The 24,982-nt window shown below is 37.1% G+C and carries 23 protein-coding genes; 6 read left to right on the top strand and 17 right to left on the bottom strand.

All coding sequences use genetic code 11. The features are described from left to right. Positions 1-212 precede the first annotated feature (212 nt). On the bottom strand, positions 213-1,439 hold the full coding sequence (gene arcA, locus FC19_RS08785) for an arginine deiminase (RefSeq protein WP_057876599.1): 1,227 nt from the start codon (positions 1,437-1,439) through the stop codon (positions 213-215). Positions 1,440-1,444: 5 nt separating this feature from the next. Beyond that, the gene (locus FC19_RS08790) at positions 1,445-2,596 is read right to left on the bottom strand and encodes an ABC transporter ATP-binding protein (RefSeq protein WP_057876600.1); all 1,152 of its coding nucleotides are present in this window, start codon (positions 2,594-2,596) and stop codon (positions 1,445-1,447) included. A 133-nt stretch (positions 2,597-2,729) separates the two neighbouring features. Here FC19_RS08790 and FC19_RS08795 point away from each other — a divergent pair, with 133 nt between their 5' ends. Genes FC19_RS08795 through FC19_RS08810 form a run of 4 tightly spaced genes read left to right on the top strand, consistent with a single transcriptional unit; the run spans position 2,730 to position 7,137 of the window. Next, positions 2,730-4,028 (top strand): ABC transporter substrate-binding protein, encoded by a 1,299-nt coding sequence (locus tag FC19_RS08795; RefSeq protein WP_057876601.1) that lies wholly within the window; start codon positions 2,730-2,732, stop codon positions 4,026-4,028. A gap of 5 nt (positions 4,029-4,033) precedes the next feature. Then, complete coding sequence (locus FC19_RS08800; protein ID WP_057876602.1) at positions 4,034-4,888, top strand: carbohydrate ABC transporter permease; 855 nt, start codon at positions 4,034-4,036, stop codon at positions 4,886-4,888. 1 nt (position 4,889) lies between these two features. Beyond that, complete coding sequence (locus tag FC19_RS08805; RefSeq protein WP_057876603.1) at positions 4,890-5,711, top strand: carbohydrate ABC transporter permease; 822 nt, start codon at positions 4,890-4,892, stop codon at positions 5,709-5,711. Between the two features lie 58 nt (positions 5,712-5,769). Further along, positions 5,770-7,137, top strand: a complete 1,368-nt coding sequence (locus FC19_RS08810; protein ID WP_057876604.1) for an MATE family efflux transporter — start codon at positions 5,770-5,772, stop codon at positions 7,135-7,137. Between the two features lie 163 nt (positions 7,138-7,300). Here FC19_RS08810 and FC19_RS08815 read toward each other — a convergent pair whose 3' ends face one another. The 8 genes from FC19_RS08815 to FC19_RS08850 all read right to left on the bottom strand — a co-directional run bounded on the left by FC19_RS08815 (position 7,301) and on the right by FC19_RS08850 (position 13,825). Next, on the bottom strand, positions 7,301-7,555 hold the full coding sequence (locus tag FC19_RS08815; RefSeq protein WP_057876605.1) for a hypothetical protein: 255 nt from the start codon (positions 7,553-7,555) through the stop codon (positions 7,301-7,303). A gap of 296 nt (positions 7,556-7,851) precedes the next feature. Continuing rightward, positions 7,852-8,097 (bottom strand): PspC domain-containing protein, encoded by a 246-nt coding sequence (locus FC19_RS08820; protein WP_083488415.1) that lies wholly within the window; start codon positions 8,095-8,097, stop codon positions 7,852-7,854. A 17-nt stretch (positions 8,098-8,114) separates the two neighbouring features. Further along, positions 8,115-9,059, bottom strand: coding sequence for a DUF4097 family beta strand repeat-containing protein (locus FC19_RS08825; protein WP_057876607.1), 945 nt, complete (start codon positions 9,057-9,059; stop codon positions 8,115-8,117). After that, entirely contained in the window at positions 9,059-9,673 is a 615-nt protein-coding gene (locus tag FC19_RS08830) for a DUF1700 domain-containing protein (protein WP_057876608.1), read from the bottom strand. Before FC19_RS08830 ends, FC19_RS08825 begins: the two co-directional genes overlap by 1 nt. After that, entirely contained in the window at positions 9,673-9,996 is a 324-nt protein-coding gene (locus FC19_RS08835) for a PadR family transcriptional regulator (protein WP_057876609.1), read from the bottom strand. The genes FC19_RS08830 and FC19_RS08835 overlap by 1 nt, the downstream gene beginning before the upstream one ends. 742 nt (positions 9,997-10,738) lie before the next feature. Further along, positions 10,739-12,532 (bottom strand): translation elongation factor 4, encoded by a 1,794-nt coding sequence (gene lepA / locus FC19_RS08840; protein ID WP_057876610.1) that lies wholly within the window; start codon positions 12,530-12,532, stop codon positions 10,739-10,741. Next, the gene (locus FC19_RS08845) at positions 12,513-13,199 is read right to left on the bottom strand and encodes a TetR/AcrR family transcriptional regulator (RefSeq protein WP_057876611.1); all 687 of its coding nucleotides are present in this window, start codon (positions 13,197-13,199) and stop codon (positions 12,513-12,515) included. Before FC19_RS08845 ends, lepA begins: the two co-directional genes overlap by 20 nt. 212 nt (positions 13,200-13,411) lie before the next feature. After that, positions 13,412-13,825, bottom strand: coding sequence for an OsmC family protein (locus tag FC19_RS08850; RefSeq protein WP_057876612.1), 414 nt, complete (start codon positions 13,823-13,825; stop codon positions 13,412-13,414). Between the two features lie 300 nt (positions 13,826-14,125). Here FC19_RS08850 and FC19_RS08855 point away from each other — a divergent pair, with 300 nt between their 5' ends. Next, positions 14,126-15,604, top strand: a complete 1,479-nt coding sequence (locus FC19_RS08855) for an FAD-dependent oxidoreductase (protein WP_187327548.1) — start codon at positions 14,126-14,128, stop codon at positions 15,602-15,604. Between the two features lie 181 nt (positions 15,605-15,785). After that, a complete protein-coding gene (locus tag FC19_RS08860; protein WP_057876613.1) occupies positions 15,786-16,277 on the top strand; it encodes a ferritin in 492 nt (163 codons plus the stop codon). Positions 16,278-16,403: 126 nt separating this feature from the next. Here the strand turns inward: FC19_RS08860 and FC19_RS08865 are convergent, their stop codons facing one another. The 7 genes from FC19_RS08865 to FC19_RS08895 form a co-directional block, all read right to left on the bottom strand. Next, positions 16,404-17,057: an ABC transporter permease gene (locus tag FC19_RS08865; RefSeq protein WP_057876614.1), complete on the bottom strand. Its 654-nt coding sequence runs from the start codon at positions 17,055-17,057 to the stop codon at positions 16,404-16,406. Continuing rightward, complete coding sequence (locus FC19_RS08870; protein ID WP_057876615.1) at positions 17,050-17,994, bottom strand: osmoprotectant ABC transporter substrate-binding protein; 945 nt, start codon at positions 17,992-17,994, stop codon at positions 17,050-17,052. Before FC19_RS08870 ends, FC19_RS08865 begins: the two co-directional genes overlap by 8 nt. A 12-nt stretch (positions 17,995-18,006) precedes the next feature. Then, positions 18,007-18,636 (bottom strand): ABC transporter permease, encoded by a 630-nt coding sequence (locus FC19_RS08875; RefSeq protein ID WP_057876616.1) that lies wholly within the window; start codon positions 18,634-18,636, stop codon positions 18,007-18,009. 3 nt (positions 18,637-18,639) lie between these two features. Then, positions 18,640-19,863: a betaine/proline/choline family ABC transporter ATP-binding protein gene (locus FC19_RS08880; protein ID WP_057876617.1), complete on the bottom strand. Its 1,224-nt coding sequence runs from the start codon at positions 19,861-19,863 to the stop codon at positions 18,640-18,642. A gap of 230 nt (positions 19,864-20,093) precedes the next feature. Continuing rightward, positions 20,094-21,893 (bottom strand): DUF2207 domain-containing protein, encoded by a 1,800-nt coding sequence (locus tag FC19_RS08885; protein ID WP_162261192.1) that lies wholly within the window; start codon positions 21,891-21,893, stop codon positions 20,094-20,096. A gap of 560 nt (positions 21,894-22,453) precedes the next feature. Continuing rightward, entirely contained in the window at positions 22,454-22,969 is a 516-nt protein-coding gene (locus FC19_RS08890; protein ID WP_235809359.1) for an SGNH/GDSL hydrolase family protein, read from the bottom strand. A gap of 330 nt (positions 22,970-23,299) precedes the next feature. Beyond that, positions 23,300-24,979, bottom strand: coding sequence for a glycoside hydrolase family 13 protein (locus FC19_RS08895; protein WP_057876619.1), 1,680 nt, complete (start codon positions 24,977-24,979; stop codon positions 23,300-23,302). Positions 24,980-24,982: the final 3 nt, after the last annotated feature.

Below are 24,982 nucleotides of genomic sequence, written 5' to 3' on the forward strand. Positions count from 1 at the left end.
CTGAAGCTTTTTCACCCCCACAAGTAAAACTTGTGGTTTATTCGCAGATATAAAAATAAGGAACCTAGATCAAAATTTAACTTTTGACCCAGGTCCCTTGTACTATCCAATACTCAGTCTATTTCACCTAATCATGAGTTATTCGTAATCAGCTGTTACTACTACGCGAGAGGGTTCCTGCTTTCTACTGCCGCATTGTCTCGCTTCTGCCTTCACAAATCATCACGCAAAAGTGGCATTGACATACAGCGCGGGCCTCCACGGCCACGTGATAATTCACTCGATGGAATCTCATGAACCTTGATTCCATGTTCCCGAAGTAACTTATTCGACACATAGTTGCGGTTGTATGTTACAACTTCGCCTGGGGCAATCGTTAGTGTGTTACTACCATCATTCCATTGTTCACGTGGAGCAGCAATAGGATCCCCATTACCGGTATATATTAGGTCAACTTCATTTAATCCTAGCGTTTCTTTTAAAACTTGCTGCAGATTTGAATGTTTTTTGTACCTAATCCCTTCAGGAGATGAGTGCAAGGTCCAAATATCCATTTTCTGATGTTTCTGCATAATATCTGGATACACCGTGAATTGATCATAGTTGACCATAGTAAACACTGTATCTAAATGCATCATTGCGTGATTATTGGGAATTTTAATAGCAACAACTGTATCATAGCCTGAATCACTTTTGAATAGTCTATTGGCTAAACTCTCAATCGCTTCAACAGATGTCCGTTGTGAAATACCTACAGCAACTACATGCTCGTTCAGTACCAAAACATCACCACCCTCAATTCTCGTGATATCACCCCGCCGATGCCATAAAGGAACAGTATACTCAGAAAAAAATGGATGGTTCGCTAAAATATATTCAATAAAGAGCGTTTCTCTTCGCCTTGCTTTAAAAGTCATATTGCTTATGCTTGCCCCTTCTCCGATAATTGAAGCCAGATCGCGTGTGAAATATAAATTAGGCATTGGCGCCATTATAAAAGGCGTGCTATCGACTTCTGGAAAACTGCGCAAGTTTTTCAATGTATCTCCTAATGTTTCTTTTCGCACACCTTCCATAATTACTGAAACCATTTTGGACGGTGCTAAATTATACAGATAGCTTTTTAATGTATCATAAGTTGCTTCGCCCTTGAACCCAGAATCCATAATAATTTGATCCAAGAAAGTGTTTTTTAGTTTTTTATCCTTAAGTACCTCAGCTATCAGTTCGTCTAAATATAAGACTTTTACATTGTTTCGACGCAAAACTTCTGCAAATTTATCATGTTCCTTCTGTGCTTCTGGTAAATATGGAATATCATCGAAGAGTAAACTGTGCATCGTTGCAGGAGTAATATGTTCAATTTCCTTTCCTGGTCTTTTTAAAAGAACGACTTTTAACTTACCAATCTCAGATTTTATTCTAGTTTGGAACCTCATTTTGGCTATTTCCCTTCTCCAGTCTGTCTATTAGCATTCCTCAAATTCAAGCCCGTTTTTTCATCGAAAAAGTAAATATTCTCGGCTTGAACATGTATCCACAAATTTTCTGGACTTTTTTCATCGTTAATTTTTTTAGCTGTTTCTACTACGATATCTGTTCCGTCATTCATTTTTAGATAGACTAAAGTATGCGACCCCATATATTCTGATAAATTTCTCTTGGCAGAAAATATAAACTCCCCACCACTTCCTTCGGACTTAGCGCTCGGTTCAATAAAATCTACTTGTGACACCTTTTCAGGCCGGAAACCCAAAACGATCTCTCTTGGACTATCAGGCAGCAATTCATCTTCAATCACTCCATTAAGATTATACTCTGTCTTTCCAACAGTGAATTTTCCCTCAGGCGTCAGCATCCCCCGAAAAATATTCATGCTTGGAGAGCCGATGAATCGTGCAACAAAAAGATTATGTGGTTGGTCGTAAAGCTGATCAGGGCTTCCGAACTGTTGAATAATACCATCTTTCATTATCACGATCTTATCAGACATAGCCATTGCTTCTGCCTGGTCATGGGTAACATAGATAGTCACTGTCCCCAACTGACGATGCATTTCAATAATATCTTGTCGCGTTGAAACTCTTAGCTTAGCATCTAGGTTTGAGAGTGGTTCATCCATCAAAAATATTTTTGGATCACGCACCATCGCGCGTCCCAGAGCAACCCTTTGTCTTTGACCACCAGAAAGCTGCGCTGGTTTCCGTTTTAAGAATTCAGACAGTCCAAGCTTTTCAGCAGCTTTTTTGACCTTCTTATCTATTTCTTCCTTCGATAATTTGCTGAGTTTCAAATTAAAAGCCATATTATTATAAACAGTCATATGTGGATAAAGTGCATAATCCTGAAAAACCATCGCAATGCGTCTTTTTTGTGGCGGTATATTGTCAAATCTTTCCCCATCTACTAAAACTTTGCCCTTTGTTATTTTCTCCAAGCCTGCAAAGCAACGCAGTAAAGTTGACTTGCCACATCCCGAAGGCCCAATAATCGAAACAAACTCTTTATCATCAATTTGAAGGTTGATATCTTTTAATGTATCCTCATCCGCATTTTCATACTTTTTAAACAAATGCTCTATTTGAACGTTACTCATTAAAATCGCCTCCTGGGTGTATTCTTTGATTTTGCTTATCTCATGTTTCATAATAACACTATAAGATTATGATAAGAATTATAACGATTTATTGACTTTATCGTATAGCAGAAAGAATGAGGGAGGCGATAGGATGTTTTTCAAAAGTCGCAAATTCAGAGCATTGATTTTTGCACTGATATTACCATTATTTTTCGTGACAGGTTGCAGCTCCGGCTCACAACAGAGCAATAGTAATAAAATTACATTGAATTTTTTTAATCAAAAACCAGAAATCAGTACCCAGTATCAAAAACTAGCAAGGATGTATACAAAAAAGCATCCCAATGTTTCTATTCAAATAACAACTTCTGGTCAAGGTGGCGGTGCAGCTGCTCTTCAAGCTAAATTTGCTTCCGGCGAAGCTCCAGATATCATCATGCTTGGGGGCTTGCCCGAAATAGATCGGTACAAAGAACACCTAGTCAGCTTAAAAGGATTGTCAGCAACCAAAACTATTCTTCCCAGTCTCCTTAGCGGCGGAATTTCAAACAATCGGCTAGTAGGTCTCCCAGTCGATCTGGAAGCTTACGGGTGGTCTTATAATAAAACCGTTTTTGCTCGAGCCGGAGTCAATGCCTCTAACATTCATAATTATGATGATTTTGTAAAGGCCGTTAAAAAAATCGATGTACAGAAAGAAAAACTTGGCCTAAGTGGCGTGTTTGGTTTCAATGGTGCTGATACAAATTCAATCGCATCCGTTTCAGCCCAGTTTACATCGCAAGCATACGACAACAACCAAGTCAAAGCTTTCAAAAGTACAAATTTCCCTTGGAAATACGGCTCCCAAATGCACTCCTATTATGATTTAATAAGGAACTACAGTGTCCAGCCGATACTATCAGTTAAATATGATCCATCTGTTCAAGATTTGTTCTATAATGGCAAAGTTGCGATGATTCCGCAAGGAAATTGGATTATTCCGACGCTCGATGGAATTGAAAAAGGCTTCGTCCAAAAAAACTTAGGGATGATTCCATTCTTTGTTAAAAATGACGGTTCTGATCGACTTTTAACTGGATCATCATGGTACTTGGGAGTCACAAATGATCATCCTAAACGAGAGAAAGCTGCTAAGGATTTTATAAATTGGATGTTTACATCGAGAGAAGCTGAGAATGTCATTATAAATGAAATGCGTTTTGTCCCAGCAACTAAGAATTTTGATGTCTCCCGTCTGCCAGATGATCTGTCAAAAGATATTTATCGGATCGGATCTTCTAAAGATGCTCGTGCTCCTATCCACAAACAGTATCCGAATGGCTTTTCAACACAAGTTCTCGGTCCATATATCCAACGCTACTTTGTCCATGATATTTCATGGAATCAGTTGGAAAAAGTTATAACCACTAAATATCGTCAGCTTCGTGAAATCCAAAGTGGGGAGTGAAAAAAATGCTTATAAAAAAACACCAGTATTGGGCATTCGTATTACCAGCTTTACTTTTCATTGTTTTTATTATCGCTCTGCCATTCCTAATTGGCATTTACTATTCATTCACCGATTCAAACGGTTTACGCGCTTCCTTTATTGGTTTCAAAAACTATCAGATTCTCTTTCATGATGTGATTTTCTTACAGAGTCTATGGTTGACCGTCAAATTCTCAGTTGTTTCTGTTTTGTTGATAAATATTTTTGGCTTAGCTTTCGCTTTAATCGTCACTAGATCAGACAATCGATTTAACAAATCTTTGCGTACTGTCTTTTTCATGCCTAATTTGATCGGTGGCATCCTGCTTGGATTCATTTGGCAATTTATTTTCACATCTGCCTTCAAAGCAATTGCCAGCAGCTTGAATCTCAATTTTTTTAATGGGTGGCTTAGTGATCCTAATACCGGTTTCTGGGGCATTGTTATTTTATTCGTTTGGCAAATGAGCGGTTATATCATGTTGATTTATGTTTCTTTTTTAAATGCTATACCGCAAAATACAATTCAAGCCGCACGTCTTGATGGCGCTAATAAATGGCAGGCCCTTTTATTTATCAAATTGCCACAACTTGCCCCAGCCTTTACTATCAGCTTATTTTTAACTTTAGCTAATTCCTTCAAACTTTACGAACAAAATCTTGCATTGACCAATGGTGGCCCCTATCGTTCGACAGAAATGATATCCATGTATATTTACAACACTGCCTTTGTTAATTTCCAACAGGGATACGCTCAAGCCGCAGGGATCATTCTTTTCCTTTGCGTGACTTTGGTTTCATTTCTGCAGTTAGCTCTTTCGAGACGGAGGGAGAAATAAAATGAAAAAAAAGAAAATTAGTAAATATCTAAGCATATTTGTTTTCAGCATTATCGGTTTGTTTTGGATCTATCCCTTTGCGATCGTGTTAATTAACTCCATGAAAGGAAAACGGGGAGTTTTTCAAAATCCATTATGGTTCACTAAAGATTTTTCTTTAGCCAATTTTAAAACTGCTTTTCAAGCTCTGGACTTTGCTCACAGTTTCTTCAACTCACTGTTAGTCACAGTAGGCAGTGTACTTTTGATTACCATTATTTCTGCCGCTGCTGCCTACGCTATTTCGCGTGTAAAGGGCCCTTTCAGCTCAATTATCTATTATATTTGCGCAGGAACAATGTTGATTCCATTTCAATCCATCATGGTCCCTTTGTTATCTCTTTTTGGAAAAGTCAATTTTTTAAATAGAACTAGCTTAATAATTATGAACACTGGCTTATCAGTTAGTTTATCTATCATCCTTTATTATGGAGCATTTCAGGGCGTATCAAAAAGTTTAGATGAAGCCGCCGCGTTAGATGGTGCTTATCCTTTAAAAACATTCGCCTATGTTATTTTCCCAGCTGTAAGCCCAATGACTGGTACTGTAATTATTCTGAATTCAATGAAGATATGGAATGACTATCTCCTTCCTTCTCTTGTTGTCAATAAAAATGGGATGTATACTATTCCACTCAAAATGTACTCCTTCTTTGGCGAAACCAACAGTGAATGGCAGCTTGCTTTAGCTGGTTTAGTTCTGTCAATGATCCCGATTATTGTACTTTTCCTACTTTTACAAAAACAGGTTATGACAAGTGTGACCGAAGGTGCTATCAAGTAATCCAGATTAACCTAATTTAAGTTCTTGCAATTCATAAAAATATATCTTATGGGAGGAAATGACAATTTTAACTGTAGGTAAACCTTGGAAAATTATCCTTAACTTTGGATGGCCAATTCTTTTGAGCGGCTTGTTGCAGCAACTTTATAACTTCTCTGATATCATGATTGTTGGTCAATTGATGGGAAAGAATGCCGTAGCAGCAATTGGAAGTACAACTAGTTTAGTTAGCTTTATACTGGGTTTTGCACAAGGTGCCACTGCTGGAATGGGATTACTGGTAGCAAATTCATTTGGGTCACGTAATCCGCAGCAAGTTAACCGTCGCTTTGGCGTGAGTGCTCTTTTAGCAATGATCATATCACTTACCTTAATGCTTGTAGGCGTCTTACTTGCCGATGAAATTCTGGAATTATTGGGAACCCCCGCAAACATTATTGTCCCTGCCCAAACATATATCAGTATTATTTTTGCAGGAATCCCAATTTCGATGACATTTAACTTCTTGTCCAACATGATGCGAGCAATCGGTAATAGTCGTACTCCGCTGATATTCCTTGGTATCTCAAGCCTTGTTAACATCGTTTTTAACTTTATTTTCATTTTATTCTTTCATTGGGGAATCGCTGGATCTGCTCTCGCAACCGTTTTTGCACAATTTGTTTCTGCTATTCTCTGTGTTTACCACATCTATCGTCATGTTCCCTTACTTTATTGGCATAAACCGCTACATCTGACTTTTAAAGAAATTAAAGTTCAACTAGCTTCTGGAATACCAATGGGATTGCAATTTTCAATCATTGCAATTGGAGCTATTTTGGTTCAACGCTCATTGAATCAGCTTGGGACCGAGGCCATTGCAGCTTTTTCTGTTGCTTCAAAAATCGATCAAATATCTATGCTCCCAATGTCCGCTCTAGGCACTGCTTTAGGCACCTATGTTGCTCAAAATGCAGGCGGACAAAAATATCAGCGTGTTTTGTTAGGAGTAAAACAAACATTTAAGCTTTCCGTCCTGATAAGCGTCATAATTACAATAGTTATCCTTCTAACTAGCAGTCAACTAACATATTTGTTCATCTCCACACCTGGACAAGAGCTGCTGAACTTAACCCGATTATACTTTAGGCTAGTAACTCCTTGGTATGTTCTGCTATCTGGATTATTCATCTTACGTTTTACATTGCAGGGGCTAAATTACAACCTTCTCCCAATGGTAGCGGGATTAATTGAGTTACTAATGCGTGCACTTGCAGCAATTCTTTTAGTTGGTATCTGGGGTTATGTGGGTATCTGCCTGTCAGCACCGCTGGCGTGGCTGGGGGGGATCATGACGTTAATCTATCGCTTTTGGAAAGCTATCCGTCAGGTTGATCAAATGGCGCAGCTCCAAAAAAGGGGCGAGAAAATTTCCGAGTCACTCTAAATACAAAAAAGAGTCAATACAGGAGGTGAGAATTTTCTCCACCGACATCTCTTGTATTGACTTTTTTTTTAAAATAAAAATATCTATGCAACAATAAATCAGACTATTCTGCTGTTAATGATCGAACAATTTACTTTCGCTGCAAATTAGAATGTTCAATACCCTAGAACAAATAAATAATTAGACCTGCAGTAATCCAGATAGAAACCCATACTTGATTAAAAAGGGGCAGCATCCAAACAAAATAGATACTGCACATACCCGCTAAAATTGACAGGAATGGATACAACGGCACCTCAAATCTATCATTGCGAATATTCTTGCGCTTTCTTAACAGAATTATACCAAATGAAATAAACCTAGAATCAGCTTTGAGATAAGTGTCAATAGACTCTTTTTTGAAAAAAATTGTTTTCAAAAATTCTCCTCCAATATAAACTTATGTATACTTTTTTCCATATAAAAAGGAAAAAAAAATCTCCCCATGCTTCTACTTTCAGCACCAGGGAAACTTCAAGAACATTGCTACTTTTTGTTAAATTAAGGTGTTCTGCTACCATTTATTTAGACAGACAAGTCTACACTTGATCAAGTGTCCCAAAATCACTTTCCAAATCAAGCTTTTTTGATCCAAACTACTTTCAGCAAAGATCATAAAGGAGACACCCACTCTTAACTCCGAAAGTTCACAGTATTTTACTGTTTTGCTAGCAATTACTCTCTAAACTCACCTTCAATTATGTCATCATCATCTTTCCGATGGTTGGTATCATTTTTTTCAGGCATGACAATTGCTGCAATAACATATACAAGGATGCCTAAAAATAAGTTTCCCGGAAAAATAATTAGGATTGCTCCGACAATTCGTGTCCACGTTTTATCCCAATTAAAATATTCAGCTACTCCTCCGAAAACACCTGAAAAAATTTTATCATTTGATTTAGTCAATTGTTTTTTCATATCTCTATCCATCCTTTTTATTTGACTTCGTTATCGCCATCACTTGTTGTTAAACGTAAAATATTAGAACTCTTACTATTCTGAACTACATCACTATCACTACTGCGCCCGTACAATCGATTACTCCCATCTGATGTTGTCAGATGGTAACCTCCTGCTTGTGCATTTACAACTGTATTGTCACCACTGCTATTATCAACATCATATCCACCATTGATACTAATCTGATTAGCACTAAAGTCCCCATCCTGCATTTTCAGACCGCCGTTTATCAAATCTACATCGGTATAACTAACATCCCCACCACGATTTTGAACTTCGACTTGATTAAGTTTACTTGCTTTCATTGTCAGATCTCCATCAGTTTGTGAAATTTTTCCCGCGTTGAAGCCCACATTATCAGCGATTAAATCGCCTCCTTGCAAAGCAACATTTGCTTTAGAAGCAGTGACATTATTGAGTGTAAGATCTCCATCAACACTTGAAATTCCTAAGCTTGCTGTCCCTTGGTCATTAACTGTAACATTTCCAGAATCAGTCTTCACTTTAATATCATTTAAAGAAACCTTTTGCGGCACAGTAATAGTTATTTTTTCTGTATCCTCACTATGTTCATTATAATAGAAACTGAGATGGAATTCATTAAATGTACTTTCTTTTTGTTTAATAATCAGCCTTTGGTTTTCTACTTCAACACTTGGCTTATGCTTTGTTTTACCATCATATTCAACCGCATAACTATCTCCTTTTACAATTGTAAGATCAGCCTCAGTTGTTGTGACATCAATACTATTAAATTTTCCAATTTTAGAATATTCTTTTTTTAATTTTGTGTTATGCACGGTACTTGGTTTCCAATTATCAAAAGTAACGGCTTTATTTCCGTGCATAACAACCCCCACCCCTAACAAAAGAATTCCGAGTATCAGAACAATCCATCCCCATGTAAAAAATTTTTTCATTACAGTTCAGACCTCCTCTGATTCCTCCTAGAAAATTTTTGATACAAGTAGCGGGCAAAATTTGCCAGAATTTGTATAACGACACTGCAAATCCAATACAATACAGGCAAAACAACCATAAGACATCCTAATGCAATAATGCCTATCCCTAAATAAAAAATTCCGGTTGCTAAATGTGTGAACAACAATAACACACCCGTATAGATGCAAACTGCCATGAGAATTATTAATGTCGCCAACAAAACAACCGTCATTATCGCCACCACCAAAGCTGCACACATAATCATTAATAGTACTACACCACCGATTCCCAGTGTCATTGGTGCCGAAATAATTACTAAAATTATCATCCAAATCATCTTTGAATTTGACTGTGGAGTACTCTTTCGGTTATTTTGACGGTTATCCTCATCAGCTTTTATCGAGTAATCCGCCAAAATTTTGCGACTCAACTGTCTGGCATTTCCTAGTTTATATTCGATTTCTTTCTTCGTTTGAAGGTTAGCATCTTCTATATATTCCCCGTAAAAATCAATTGCATCATTTGCCTCTTCAGGTGTCAGCGGCTCCAAGTAGCCTTCAAGCTCCTTGAGGTAACTTTCCTTATCTGTCATCATTCATCCCCCTTTGATGATACAAAAAAGACTTTATCTAAGCTTTCCTTGTAATTGCTCCACATTTCAAGCACTTTTTTAAGATGCTCTCTACCCTCATCAGTAATCTTATAGTAACGCCTATTTCTTCCCTGATATGCTTGGTCATATGTGGTTAAATAACCGTTTCTCCTCATCCTGCGTAAAACAGGATACATTGTTGACTCGGAAATACTGATTGCTTTTTGAATATCCTGCGTCAAAGAATAACCATAATAATCCTTTCTGTTCAACAAGGCCAAAACCAGCCCATCAAGTAAATCTGCGGCCACTTGAATTTTCATAATAACCCTCCCATCGTCAATATCATCGTCTTCACTTATCTACAACAATATTATACGGTATATAGTATTGTATTTCAATAAATTTAATACTATATATAATTTTTTGCCATTACATCAGATGATGATAGCCGCCAATTACTTTTACCACATGCTTTTTACTAACTTTGTTGAATTCCAGCATGACACTCAAATATCAAAAACTAGCCTATGATCTTTCTATAAAAATTAATTTTTAAGATTAACTCCTTAATAGTGAAGATTTAATGAATTAATATACCGGTAGCCACAATACGATTAGAAAAACACTTGATGTTTTATCTAACTATTCTCGCGCTCGCTACCTTCAAAAAAAATTAACCTCGTACTATTACTTCAGTAATCACTTAAGCCATTATTAAATTACTAAACTTTAAACAACTTTTCTTCCAAACGCAAAAGGCACGTTTCAAGCTTTCAACGTGCCTTTCTTCAGATATATTGTTTTTTTCTTACACAAAAAAGAGCTGACTTAGAAGAGATGTCGTATAATATTGTAGATTGACTTGTTAAATATATCTTTTTTTATAATTTCCTTTCTAAAAGTAATAAGCTCAATAAACAGCCCCACAGAAATAGACGTTAACACCATCAAAAACAATATATATATTACTTGTTCAACTGAAATCAATATTGATACCCTCCCCGTAAATAAGCCCCTTCCTTTTTAAGGTACGCCTAACTTTTTTATTTTGCAATTAAAATACTATTTTAATTCTAGAAGACTGTTAAAAACTTCCTGTGTGAGTTTTATATCACTTTGTGCTGATTGCCTTTTATTAATATTCTGCCGACGCAATAAATCCTTTTTCTTTGAAATGCTTCTTTTTTCGCCATTAACAGCCGCATTTTTACGCAGTGGCGGTATATCTACGCGTGCAACTGCTTTTCCTTCAACAACTGCCTGTGTTGGCATAGGATATAGTTTACGTGGAACACTATATTTTAATTTTTTTACTAAATTTTGACTTGCTTTAGGCACATCTTGTCGATGAAGTACAAAAGCTAACGCATCAACTTTAGCGTAGTTAATATGAACTTCTACTTTAACAACGTCAGCTACCTGATAATTTAAAAACGAAGTATCCAAGTCTGCATACCCATGTGAAATAGACTTTAATTGACTAAAGAAATCATATGCGATTTCAGATAATGGCATATTGTACTCTAAAACTACTAAATCCCCTTTATTATCCAAATTCTTTAAATCTCCCTTGCTTCGTTCGGCTAATTTCATTACCTGATTCACACTCTCAACAGGGGTTGTTATTATTGCACGGATAAAAGGTTCTTCAACATAATTAATTTCAGAAAAATCTGGAAATTTTGCAGGGTTATTTACCTCCATGATTTTCTGATTATTTCTAATGTGAACATGGTATGTAACATTCGGTGATGTGGTCAAAACTTCAAGATCATATTCATCTTTGAGACGCTCACGTATAATCTGCAAGTGGAGCATTCCTAAAAAACCGCATCTAAATCCCATCCCTAATGCATCTGATGATTCTAAACCATATTGAAAAGATGAATCGTTTAAAGAAAGTCGTTCAATTGCTGCTTTCAAGGCTGCATAATCATTATTTTTAGGATAAAAGCCCGCAAAAACCATTGGTTTAGCTTTTCTATACCCTGGAAAGGCACTCTTTGTCGGCTTTTTTTCATCTGTTAGAGTATCTCCAACATTAATTGCTTTAGGATCCTTTATTCCAGTAATCACATAACCGACATCTCCAACACATAAACTCTCAACGGTTTTCATATTAGGAGTTAACACTCCAATTGTACTTGCTTTAAAGCTTTCCTTCGAAGCCATCAGTTTCAATTTGCTATTAAATTTTATCTGACCATCAAAGACTCGAATATACGCAATGACCCCTTTGAAGGAATCATATACTGAATCGAAAACCAAAGCCTTTAAAGATGCACTATCATCCCCAGAAGGTGCGGGAATTCTCTGATGTATAGCTTCTAAAACTAAATGTACTCCTTGACCAGTTTTAGCAGAAATTTTCAAAAAATCTTGTTCCTCAAAAATAGGATCAAGTTTCTTGATCTGCTGTACGGTCTTCTTAATATCAGCACCTTTGCTGTCTATTTTATTTATTACTGGAATAATAACTAAGTTGTTTTCCTTTGCAAGACGAAAATTCGCAACTGTTTGTGCTTGTACACCTTGGGTGGCATCAACTAACAGTAGAACTCCTTCACACGCTGCCAGGCTTTTTGAAACTTCATATGCAAAATCAACATGACCAGGAGTATCAATAAAATTATATTCATATTCTTGACCATCATCCCCTTTATAATAATTGCGGACTGTGCGTGATTTAACCGTGATACCATGCGCTTGCTCAACTTCCATATCATCCAACAATTGTGCCTTTTTTTCTCGACTGTTAACTGTTTCTGTCATCTCCATAATTCGATCAGCTAAAGTTGACTTACCATGATCGATATGCGCAATTATTGCAAAGTTTCTAATATTTACTGATTCCATCGTTTCTTTTTGCCCTTTCTTTTTTTAAAAATAAACCATCCATATATAACGCAAAAACATTAACAGCATCTAATTCAGGATCAAGTTTAAAAGTCTCTAATCGTTCTCCTATTTCATGCTGCTCAAATTTATCTAAATTAGACATGCTAAGAACACCGCTCAAAATTGCACTTTGAATTATCAATAAATGCCCTGCTTCTCTCGGCTCAACTTCATCAACTCTTTGTGCAATTGTTTCTTCTAGATGCAAAGCTATTTCATTTAACTTTGAACGACCTTCAATTGTCTGAGATATATCTGCTTTTGCTTCCAATACTGACTCACGCAAAGCATTCAGCCTTAAAATCACTTCGTGCTGCTGAATCAGCAACCTTGCTTCTGTGACCATCAAAGCCTTAAATTCAACAATTGATAAATGTGGGATCTTTATTATCTTTTGATCCAGCTCCTTAAAGTAATTTTGATAGCCGGTCAATAAAAGATCCATAAAAATATTTTCTTTGGTATTATAATAATTAAAAAGCGTTCCCTTAGAAATATTGACTTGCTGCGCAATATCTGCCATTCTAATGTCGCTAAATTCTTTCTTTCGAAAAAATGCCAAAGCAGCATCAGAAATTGCCCTGCGTTTTTTCCTGCGTTGTTCTTCTGTCATTGTACTTCGCATGTTGCACCTCTTTTTTTGACCGCCAGTCATTTTATGAATTAATACTATAACTAAAATATTGCAAAAGCAACACTTAGGTCCCCATCTTATAGTTATTAATAAGTAATAAAGCACACTAAAACTGATTCCGGAATTTTTTCAAGTTCCTAAACCAACCTTTGTGTGCTTTATTTGCAACATACTTCAATTAAATTATGTTCTATTATCTATGTTTAGAAATGCTCAACAGCTTCAATAGTATAGTTCTTGCTGCCACTCAGCAATTTAGACACTGGGCAACTCCGTTCAGCCAATCTTACAAAGCTTTCCGCTATTTTCAGACTCACGCTGGGAATATGCACACGTGCTTTGACTATAAATTCCAATCCAGTAGGGCCTTGGACCATCGTGACCTTGACTCTCACTTCTGAGGTGTGCTCCAATCCTTGTTTGCGTTCTATTGCTTGCAACGTAGCATTCATGCAAGTACTAAGAGATAGGCCTAAGAGTTGTTCCGGATTTGTCCCCGGACTATCACTACGCGGATTACTAACCTCGATCTTTAACCCGTTTTCAATAAATGCTTTCCCATTCAGGCCATCTTGATTTATTGCTTCAGTTTCGTACAATACTTTCTTTCCTGCCATAACTGCACCCCTTTCTTTATCTACTAGAAACCTCTTCTTTACATATCCACCTTAGCTAAAAAACGTTTGCAGGTCAAAAAATTTAACTTCTTTATAAATTTATTTATTTTGTCATTCACACACCAAAAATGAATGACAATTTTCATTAAAAATCGTATAATATGTGAAAGTCAAAACATGTATTAAAAGTTACTTTCATTCGTTATTAGCCTGTATTTATAGAATATATCAGGCTAATAGATGTTAACATTTTTTTATTTGACATATATGTTCAATAAATCACATTTTTGGAGGTAGAAAATGACAGAAATTAAAGATACAGATATTGTGGTTATCGGAGCCGGAGCCTCAGGAATCGGTGCAGCGTTGACGGCTGTGGAAAAAGGCTGCGGTGTAGTTCTGCTTGAAAAGGGAAATAAATTCGGTGGTGCAGGCATGTTTGGTGCGCAAGGCTTATTCGCCGTAGAGAGCGCACAGCAGCAGGCAAAGCACATCAATTACACAGTAAGCGATGCGTTTAATGAGCTGCTAGAATATACACACTATCGCTCAAATGCTAAAATCACAAAAAAAATACTAAGCCGGTCAGCTGAAACAATCGATTGGCTTGCTTCAAATGGTCTAAAAACCGAACTAGTTAATAACACACAAGAACCACATCAAAAACATGCTGAGGTATATCATCAGTATATTGACAAATTTAATGGCTTTCAAAAATTAATGGATAATTTCATTGATCGTGGAGGAATCCTTCTGACTGAAACATCCGGTCTTGGGATCATCACTGATAACTCTGGTCAAATATCGGGCGTTCGTATTCTGCATGAAGGTAGGTCGAGTACTATCAATTGCAAAGCTGTCATTTGTGCTGATGGCGGTTTTATTGGCAACCAAGAAATGGTCGCCAAATATTCTGCTGTTGCTCCAGATGTTCTCCACAGCATGGGTGAAAGAAAGGCAACTGGCGATGGTATCAAAATGCTTGAAAAAATTGGTGGAGATACTCGTCATATAGGCACATTTGAAAACCATGCAGCAACTGTTATCAGCCCAACCAACCCTAAATGGCGCCAGCAATCACTCTTTACTTTGACAAATATTCCCTTGCTGTGGATTGACAAGCAGGCCGCACGTTTTGTAAATGAAGAAGTTGTTTACGATTTTGCTTTATGGGGAAATGCAACCTATGCAGCAGGAGGATACTATTATATTATTCTTGATCAGAACCTTGTTTCAACATTAGAAAAACAGCAACTTGACTGGACCGACGCATTCGAACGGACTTTCAAAACTTTAACACATGAGCCTGTTTCTCACAAAATCGGTCCTTTTTCAACACTCCAAAACGACTTAGCAGATGCAGTTGCAAATAAAGCAGCTTGGACAGCTAAAACACTTGATAGCTTAGCTTTACAATTGAAACTTGATCCACAAAAATTAGATGCTACCATTAAACAATACAATGAATTCACTGCGAATAAAAAAGATGACTTATTTTATAAAAGCAGCCAATTTTTATCTTTTAAAGTTGAACAAGGTCCTTTCTATGCTCTAAAAGCATGTTCAACTAGTCTGGGTACCATTGGTGGGATTGAAACAAATGAAAACATGGAAGTTCTTGATCAAAAAAGCAATATAATTAAAGGTGCGTATGCCACGGGAAACAATGCAAGCGGTATGTATGACACGTCTTATCCGACACTTGAAGGTATTAGTTGTGCATTCGCTTGGAATTCAGGTCGAATCGCTGGAGAGTCTGCTGCAAACATTTTGAATTAACCTCACTACCCTATAACTATCTTTAAAAAGAAAGTTGTGCTAAGTTCTTTAGTCACAACTTTCTTTTTTGTCTTGACCTATTTCTAAACAGTTCAATTAAGAGACTAGATGCACAAATTATTGACCGCTTTTATTTCAAAATTAACCATGCTAAAATAAAATCAAAGGGAGGTGTTCTAAATTGGAAAAGGAAATTTATGCTCTGTTAAATCAACAAATTAACAAGGAATTTCAATCGGCCTATATTTATTTGGATTTTTATAACTTCTTTGAAGAAAAGTCTTTAGATGGTTTTTCAAAATGGTATAAAGATCAAGCAAATGAAGAAATAGGTCACGCGTGGAGATTCATCACTTATTTGCATGATAGGGATCAGCCCATCAAACTAACCCCTATCGAACATGATTCACAAAATTACAGCTCGGTTAAGGAAATTCTTGATAAGGGATTAGAACATGAACAATATATTAGTAACTGTATTCGTGCTATCTATGCTCAAGCAGATGCTACCAAAGATTTTGAAACAATGAACTTCTTGAATTATTTTCTTTCCGAACAAATTGAAGAAGAAGTTAACGCACGCAATTTGATCGCTAAATATAATTTTGTTGGGGAGACTGGTGTATTAGCCATGAATGGTCTTCTTCAAAACAGCAAAGATCATGAAGGCTAGAATTTAATCAGCAGGAGCGATAATCATATTAGAGTTTAAAGTGGCTGGGCCAAAAGTTATTTTTTGACCCAGCCACTTGTTCTTTTTAATTCACTAACCTGCATTTTAATATTAAGTTAAATATTATTAATTTCTTTTAGGTTCAAGCCTTCGTTGGAAAAAGCCTAAGACAAGATCCGAAATAATTGCCATCAGTGCAGTTGGTAAAGCTCCCGCTAAAATAATTGCTCCACCGCTAGTCGCATTGGTTCCACGGACAATAATATCACCTAAGCCTCCCGCACCAACAAAAGCCCCGATAGCAGTGATTCCAATAGCAACAACCAACGCATTTCTGATCCCTGCCATGATAACAGACATTGCCAATGGGAGTTCCACCATATACAAAATTTGGAGACTCGTCATTCCCATCCCTTTACCTGAATCGAGGATCGTCTTATCCACACTAGCCATACCAGTATAAGTATTTTTAATAATTGGTAAGAGTGAGTAAAGAAAGACTGTAAAAATAACTGTATTTACTCCTAAACCTAATCCCAGCATGACAATAGACAACATCGCTAAAGAAGGAACCGTCTGAATAACATTGGCAAAACCGATAACAACTGTGCTCAGTCGCCGTTTGCGTGCAATCAAAATACCAATTGGAATACCAATGATTGCAGCTATTAGAACACCATAGATTGAGATCAAGAAATGTCGAACAAACTGGCTTAAAACGTATGAACCGTTGTTAGCTAAATAATACCAAAACTGTTCCCAAGTGTTCATATTAGTCATTCTTTTCACTTCCCCTAAAATAATCATGCTTCGCCAAAAATTGCTGTGCAACAACTGAAGGTTCTAATAGATCATTATCTACTTTGTAGTTCAGTGATTGCATTGTTTTTAAGCCTATTTTGCCATCTAGTCGATGTAAAAGTGGTTCTAACTTAGGATATTTTTTCAATAAACTATCGTTGACCACTAATGAACAATCATAAGGCGGGAAAAAACGTTTGTTATCTTTTAGAATTTTTAGATCATAACTTCTGATACGCCCATCTGTTGAATATCCAAGTACTGCTTGCATTTTCCCAGCTTCAACCGCATCATAAACTAATCCAATCTGCATTGGATAAACTCTTTTAAAATCAAAGGCATACTTCCGCGAAAAATCTTTATAACCGTCTCCAGGACGATTCATCCACGAACTATCAACACCTGCATTCATTTCACTAGCATATTTACCCAAATCAGATATAGTACTAATATTATATTTTTTAGCTGTTTTTTGCGTTACCATAAAAGCATAAGTGTCTGCAAAACCATATGATGGGAACCACGTCTGATTATATTTTTTTTGAAATTCTTTTTTTACAAGCTGCAAGGCTTTTTTAGGATCTTTGACCACTGGTAACTGTAAAGTCCCTGTTATATCAGTTCCCGTATACCGTGTTGCAGAAATATCAGCATCACCGCGAATCATCGCTTGGTGAGCAACAGTAGTGGAACCAAGATTACTGACCAATGCGGTCTTATATCCAAGTTCGTGATTGATCAACTCTGAAAGAATATTAGCCATGATTTGTGACTCAGTTGAACTTTGCGATGCGATGCGAATCGCATTTCCACCTGAACCGCTGACACCTGGAAATGAACACCCTGTCAGAAGAAGTAAAATACCGCCAAAAAGCAATGCTGCTTCAAAAATAATTTTTTTTGTTGATTTAAGCATTCTTTTACCTCCCTATGATCTTTGACTAACAGGTGTCAGCCATTTTTCTAACCTGCCCAGTAAATAGTCCGCTAAAAGCGCTAAAAGCGTTACTGGGATCGTTCCTCCGATAATCAGATCGGGCTGAAACAAATTTAATCCATTAAATATCAAATCACCCAGTCCGCCTGCACCGATATAGGAAGCCAATGTTGCCCATGCAATAACATATACAGCTGACAACCTGATACCAGCCATTATAACCGGGATCGCCATTGGAATTTCAACTTTCGTAATAGATTGAAATGGAGTCATCCCCATTCCTTTGGCACTATCTTTTAAAATTGGATCAACATCTTCCATTCCAATATACGTATTTCTTAGGATCGGCAAAAGCGAGTAAATAAATAAAGCAATGATCGCTGGTATTTTTCCAATTCCGAATATTGGAATCATAAGAGCCAGCAAGGCTAAGGATGGCACCGTTTGTAGCATACTAGCCAATCCGATTATTATTTTTGCTGTTCTAGCAAAACGTGTTAATAATACTCCCAGCGGAACCGCCACAATAATTCCTAGTGCGAGAGCTATCCCTGAAATATAGAGCTGTTCCCACGTTTTAGTTATCAGCTCACTGCCATGTTGATTTAAAAAGTCGACCATTGCCTACACCTCCTTGGTGCTTGAAGCCTGATCGAACTGATTCAAACCATCTCTGTCAGAACTTTCTGAGTCCGAATCTCCTTCATCCTCAGAGTCGCCCCAAATTGTATCGTAAACCATATCAACAATTGCAGCACGCGTGACAATTCCACGCAGTTTCCCCGCATGATCCACAACTGGTACATACTTCAATCCACGCTTCAGAATTCGATCAACTGTGTCTCGCAACAACGTGTCGTCAACAACGTAGAAAATTTTAGTATTTAAAATATCTGAAACGCTTGTAGCGCGACGATATCTTGTGTTTAATGTTTCAATGTCAATGTAACCTTTTAAATAATTATCGGCATCAGTCACTAAAAGTGTATCGACTCTTCGTTTACGCATTAACCGAATTGCTTCAGTTAAAGAACGTCCAGGTGTAATAGACACTGGATTCTTAAGCATAATTTGACTAACAGTTGTAACATCAGCGCGCGCCTGCATCAACCGATCTTCGCCAATCAGATCTTCGACAAAATCATTTGCAGGATGCTGCAGAATTTCACTGGGCGTTGCGTTTTGAATAATATGTCCTGAATCCATAACCACTATCTGTGTTGCTAAATTCAATGCTTCATCCATATCATGTGTGACAAAAATAACCGTCTTCCCTAATTTTTCTTGTAAATGTTTAACAAGTTCCTGCAGGCTTTCACGAGTGATCGGGTCAAGTGCACCAAATGGCTCATCCATTAAAATTAAGTCCTGATCAGCCGCAAGAGCACGGATAACGCCAACACGTTGTTGCTGACCACCAGATAGTTCTGAAGGATAACGATCCAAAAAATCCTGAGGTAACTCAACCAACTTAATGAGTTCCTGTGCTTTTTTTCGCCTTTTATCATCTGGCCATTTCAATAATTTAGGAACCAAAGTAATATTTTCATAGATAGTCATATGCGGCATTAAACCAATGTTCTGAATGACATAACCAATTCGACGCCTTAATTTCACTGCGTCCGTCTTATGTATGTCCTTCCCGTTATACAGGATTGTTCCTCCAGTTGGTTCTAGCATACGATTAATCATACGCATAGCAGTTGTCTTCCCCGAACCTGAACGACCGATAAAACAAACAAAATCACCCTTATTGATCGTTAAATTTACATGTTCTATTGCGACATTTCCGCCACGATAAACTTTTTCAACATCCTTAAAAATTACAATTGGATTTTCCTTTGGCATATAGAGCCTCCATCATCAAGTATTTACTTCCGCAATTTTATTCTAACATATTAAACTAAACAGCGTGTTTATAGAGAATTTAGTATAATTTACCCAACAATGCTAGTTTAGATAAAAAAATAGGACTTGTGCCAAAATATTTTTGGTCACAGTCCTATATCTAAAAATATTCTACCAAAAAGAAAGTTTTTTTGCTTTCGACTATACCTTTAAAATTTTAAAGCATCGAGTTAGAAGGCGCCGCCGCCAGAGCCACCTCCAAAACCACCAGATGAACCACCACTGAAGCCACCAGACGAGCCACTTGCCGAAGAAACTCCGCCGATCGCACTTGAAAAACTACTGTTAAATGCTACTTCAAAGTTTGTGTTCCCTAGAATAAAAATAGGATAATAGCTTCCCAAGCCTGTCTCTAATTCCTCAACAGAGAAATTAGCCTTCAACTCTCTGATGACCTTTTTGGCTAATCCGAACGCTACGGCATATGGTAAAATCTGTTCCCATAAAATAAGATCGCCGACTTTTTTCATATCAAAACGGCCAATATCCTGCAACATTTTCTTAAAACAGGAGAAACGATAAAACAACTCCCAACCAGCTGTCGAATATTTTGGTCGTTGCTTGCGGTATAAAGAACAATTCGAGATATTAAGTATTATCAGAACAGCAAACAGCCAAAGCCACCAGGTTTTCCAAAACATAGCTGCAGTGATTATTAATAAACCACTGCTGACGACTGTTGCCCATAAAGCTGTCGTTCGCAGCTTAGCATTCGTTTCGTCATAATACCCTAAGTCTCGTGCTTGTTTAAAAATCTTTTTCTGCCACGAGCTAAAAGCTTTTTGTATTTGCAAACTACGTTTCGATGAGTTGCCAAATTTATTCAACTGTTTCAGCGAAAATTTATTTCCATCACCGACCTCATCAAACAGTGTTTTCACCAATTCATCTTTCTCTAGAATTGTCTTTTCAAGAAGCACTATCTCGTAATCATTTTTCTTATCTCCCGTTCTTCTGATATCTATTTTCTTAGCAGCTGCCAGTTCAAGTAAATATGCACTAAAAGTTTTGGAAGTAGGTTTTGCATCCTCAATAATCGTTTGGGTGATTTCCGCCGAGTATTCCGGTAGTTCATATGAGTGAACCAATGGTGGTAATGATTTTTGCGGATTTCCCGGGTTACGCCAGCGCCACAACCACCAACCACCAGTGCTTAACAAACTTAAAACCATAACCGTATATTTTATAATCATACTACGCTGCTGATTACGTCTACGTTTTTCATTAGCCTTACGCGCTAATTCAGCTTCACGCTGCTGTGCCTTCTTTTTGATATTTTTATTTACCTTATTGTGATTAGCCGATGTCACACTTGTTGGGAAGAGTAAATGGCTCTCAACAAATTGATTCGCTGGATTTTTATCCAAACGTATTACAACTTGACCACTTTTTTTTCTGATGCTCGTATGGCCATTCAGATCTCCATGTGTCCAGCCTTGAAGATCATGAATGTTGCTTTGCGGTAATTGAATCGTGATCAAAACATTTTCTAGAGGAACATCCCACTTTTCCCCGATTATTTTCCAATTTAACTCAGCAGTATCATTATAATTAGTAACCACACCATGCAATAAATACTGGTATGTAAAGGTTGCAGAATCATCAGAGATAGCGTGAAAAACTTTGATTTGCAAATTATCTTTGGTTTGATTCAATCTGTATGTATTGTTAGTTTCAGTATTGGCTTGCGTTAAATTAGTTTTCTTTTCATTCTGAACTGAAGAAACACTAATATTTGAAACATTCTTAATTCCGCGAAGATCTTGGTTATAGTAAACCCCATGAAAATCTCCATCAAAATCATAAGTAATTCGCTGCGTTAATTCGGCATCTCCATTTTTCAAAATGTTTACATCAATATGATATTGCTTAATATCATATGTGTTATCAGCTCTTGCCGGCACAGCAGAAAATAAGAATAAACTTAAGACTGCCGCTATAAACCCTAATATATAAAACCTATACTTCATTAGTTTGACCCCCATCTAATTTCCCCCATTATCTCAAACATTCTCAAGAAAACAAATATTATAATATCTTAAACTCCTAGAAATGCAGCAAAAATCCCAAATTTTGTAGTCATTTTTTAAAGTTCTTTTTTTTCAGAAGACAGTCTGGTATTTCTATTATTGTATGCACTGAGTGAAAGAATATCAAAAATCCATATATATTCTCTTTGAAAAATTATTAGTTTTTGCTTTTTCAAACAAAATACGTTTAAGAAATAACTATACCACAAAAAAGAATGGTCGCACATTTAAACTGCAAGTGTGCAACCATCCATTATTAATTTTCAAATCCATCTGCTATTTTCTTATTTAAGACTGAAGTTATTTTAACGGCAGCGTGCTAAGTGTTGTTAGGCTTCAAATATTAACTGTGCATTATGCACCATAGTCTGGGTTTGACTAATAAGTTATTCATAATTAAGCAAAATTTACTAAAACACATTAGTTCACATAATACGAGGTTAAAACAAGGTGTCGGGTCTTTTTTATTTTGCCCCCAACCCTGCCTAATCAGTAAAAGGCTAATTATTAATGTAATTGTGAATTTTTCGTGCAATCTTATAATGACCCAAGTCATTAGGATGCAGTGTATCATAACTGTATTTTTCAGCCAATGTCGGAATGAAGAAATTAAATCCTGCATTATGGTACAAGCTCAAATGTGGAATCCCAAAATTCTGTGTCATTCTGCAAATGGCCTCTTCATAATCCAATTGGAGTAAACCAAAACTGTTTTTTTGGGGGAAAAAGTCTGTCCCGATATGAACATGAGATATATAATATATAACCATGTCTGGATGAGCTGACATACTTTTCATAAACAACTGTTCTAAAGCACCATAGAAAGTTTCTACCGTCTTATCTCCAAAGTGTCCCAAGGGCTGATTCCTGCCAAAATCATTAATACCCCCGTAAATAGTCAAGATATCACAGTCCGCTGGAACCTGCTGACACCGCTCGACCATTGAATCATGTCCCCAGGCCACTGTTGACCCAGCAGTTCCAAGAATTGTCGTCTGTTGCGGCTGCGCCACCACTCATTAAGCCCAGTCATGATACCATTTACTGGCATATGGGGTCCTATTATCTGTTATACTGTCCCCCAATGCTACATAATGTGTATACATGAAATCTCACTTTCTCCTTTTTCTTTTAGCTAGGGCATAAAAAGTATCGCAAACACGATAAAGTACAGTTAAACTCCATCTAAAAATTAATTTTAATTTTCAGCATTAATATATTCGCATTCCAAGAACGTTTTTCCACCTAACAATAAATTAATCATAGTCGGAACCAGATTGCACTCACTAGCTGAACTCGTTACTTAATCCTTCCCGATTTTTGGCACATTTTTAAGAATTAATCCATCAAGAAATCGCTAGAATTAAACTTTCCCAAGGTCTCAAAAGGCCATCTGTATTGGTTCGATCCCGATAATTAGCAATTATCAGAGTCTCTTTTTTCAGCACTTGCGGCAAGTAATCACTCAATTCAAATTGGGTATCACTCAAATTAACAACTATCAACCAAGTTTCCCCATCCAACATCCTTTTATATGTGAAAACATTTGGATCTTCTGGATAAAGCAGTTCGTAAGAACCTTCTGTTAAAATTTTACATTCGTGCCTGAGCCTAATCAAAGTCTGATAGTACTTAAAAACAGATGTGTCTTTTTTTCGATCATCTTCCACATTAACTTCTTTATGGTCTGGGTTAAGCTTAAACCAAGGAGCTCCAGTCGTAAAGCCAGCGTTATCAGTCTCATTCCATTGCATAGGAGTCCGAGCATTGTCGCGACTTATTTTACGAGCTGCCTTGAGGAACGCTTCCTTCGAAATCGTTTTTTGTTCAAGTACGAGTTCACGATAATTGTCCAGAAGCTCGATATCCTCGTAATCTTCGATTTCAAAATCTGGATTTGTCATGCCGATTTCTTCGCCTTGATAAACAAAAGGTGTCCCTTGTAATCCATGCAAAATGGTTGCAAAAGCCGTCGCACTCTCATATCTGTATTTTTTATCATTTCCCCAGCGCGAGGTGACCCGGGCCCGATCATGATTCTCAAAATATAATGCATTCCATCCATGACCTCTTAAATTTATCTGCCAAGAAGACAAAATTTTCTTTAGTTTTATCAGATCCATTTTTTGAATATCCCAACGTCCATTTACACCACTCTGTGCACGATCGACATGCATGTGTTCAAAGGTAAAGATCATATCAAGCTCTTCACGTTCTGGATCAACTAACAAAGTTGCATCCTGACTAGTTGAATCAGGCGACTCTCCTACACTCATCATTGAGAATGGTTTCAAAACTTCCTGATTCATTTCATGTATGAACTCATGCATCCGCGGACCGTTATTTTGATTTCCCACAACATATGGCTTTCCATGCGGATTAGGATTATCTGGAAAATGCAGATCTTTAGAAATAGATGTAACTACATCCATCCTCCAACCATCGACACCTTTTGCCTTCCAGAAGCGCATCATATCATAGATATACTGCCGTACCCTTGGATTCTCCCAATTCAAGTCAGGCTGCTGTTTCGCGTAATAATGTAAATAATACTGTTTACGATTTTGATCCCATTCCCACGCGGAGCCTCCAAAGTTTGAGCCCCAGTTATTTGGTTCGCTCCCATCTTCTTTGGCATCACGCCAAACATAAAAGTCACTAAAGAAATTATCCTTTGATTTGCGGCTTTCCTGAAACCAAACACTTTGATCTGATGTATGATTAGCAACCATATCCATAATAATCTTTATCCCGTATTCATGTGCTTTGTCAATCAGATGATAGATATCGTGGTTGTCGCCGAACATTGGATCAATTTTACGATAATCTGTAATATCATATCCGTTATCGATTTGTGGCGATAAATAAACTGGGCTTATCCAAATGGCATCGATTCCTAATTCAACAAGATAGTCTAATTTTTTTTCGATCCCCTTGATATCGCCTATCCCGTCTCCATTAGTGTCTAAAAAGCTTTTGGGATAGACTTGATAAATGACTGCTTTTTTCCACCATTCTTTTTCCACTAT

The organism is Liquorilactobacillus aquaticus DSM 21051, from assembly GCF_001436755.1.
GTDB classification, from domain to species: Bacteria; Bacillota; Bacilli; order Lactobacillales; family Lactobacillaceae; genus Liquorilactobacillus; species Liquorilactobacillus aquaticus.

Bases quoted from the DNA above. Each gene is read 5' to 3' on its own strand.
- FC19_RS08885 (WP_162261192.1), bottom strand. From the start codon at position 21,893: ATGAAGTATAGGTTTTATATATTAGGGTTTATAGCGGCAGTCTTAAGT.
- FC19_RS08795 (WP_057876601.1), top strand. From the start codon at position 2,730: ATGTTTTTCAAAAGTCGCAAATTCAGAGCATTGATTTTTGCACTGATA.
- FC19_RS08855 (WP_187327548.1), top strand. From the start codon at position 14,126: ATGACAGAAATTAAAGATACAGATATTGTGGTTATCGGAGCCGGAGCC.
- FC19_RS08800 (WP_057876602.1), top strand. From the start codon at position 4,034: ATGCTTATAAAAAAACACCAGTATTGGGCATTCGTATTACCAGCTTTA.
- FC19_RS08880 (WP_057876617.1), bottom strand. From the start codon at position 19,863: ATGCCAAAGGAAAATCCAATTGTAATTTTTAAGGATGTTGAAAAAGTT.
- FC19_RS08825 (WP_057876607.1), bottom strand. From the start codon at position 9,059: ATGAAAAAATTTTTTACATGGGGATGGATTGTTCTGATACTCGGAATT.
- FC19_RS08830 (WP_057876608.1), bottom strand. From the start codon at position 9,673: ATGACAGATAAGGAAAGTTACCTCAAGGAGCTTGAAGGCTACTTGGAG.
- FC19_RS08835 (WP_057876609.1), bottom strand. From the start codon at position 9,996: ATGAAAATTCAAGTGGCCGCAGATTTACTTGATGGGCTGGTTTTGGCC.
- FC19_RS08790 (WP_057876600.1), bottom strand. From the start codon at position 2,596: ATGAGTAACGTTCAAATAGAGCATTTGTTTAAAAAGTATGAAAATGCG.
- FC19_RS08870 (WP_057876615.1), bottom strand. From the start codon at position 17,994: ATGCTTAAATCAACAAAAAAAATTATTTTTGAAGCAGCATTGCTTTTT.
- FC19_RS08875 (WP_057876616.1), bottom strand. From the start codon at position 18,636: ATGGTCGACTTTTTAAATCAACATGGCAGTGAGCTGATAACTAAAACG.
- FC19_RS08810 (WP_057876604.1), top strand. From the start codon at position 5,770: ATGACAATTTTAACTGTAGGTAAACCTTGGAAAATTATCCTTAACTTT.
- lepA (WP_057876610.1), bottom strand. From the start codon at position 12,532: ATGGAATCAGTAAATATTAGAAACTTTGCAATAATTGCGCATATCGAT.
- FC19_RS08865 (WP_057876614.1), bottom strand. From the start codon at position 17,057: ATGACTAATATGAACACTTGGGAACAGTTTTGGTATTATTTAGCTAAC.
- arcA (WP_057876599.1), bottom strand. From the start codon at position 1,439: ATGAGGTTCCAAACTAGAATAAAATCTGAGATTGGTAAGTTAAAAGTC.
- FC19_RS08820 (WP_083488415.1), bottom strand. From the start codon at position 8,097: ATGAAAAAACAATTGACTAAATCAAATGATAAAATTTTTTCAGGTGTT.
- FC19_RS08850 (WP_057876612.1), bottom strand. From the start codon at position 13,825: ATGGCAGGAAAGAAAGTATTGTACGAAACTGAAGCAATAAATCAAGAT.
- FC19_RS08805 (WP_057876603.1), top strand. From the start codon at position 4,890: ATGAAAAAAAAGAAAATTAGTAAATATCTAAGCATATTTGTTTTCAGC.
- FC19_RS08845 (WP_057876611.1), bottom strand. From the start codon at position 13,199: ATGCGAAGTACAATGACAGAAGAACAACGCAGGAAAAAACGCAGGGCA.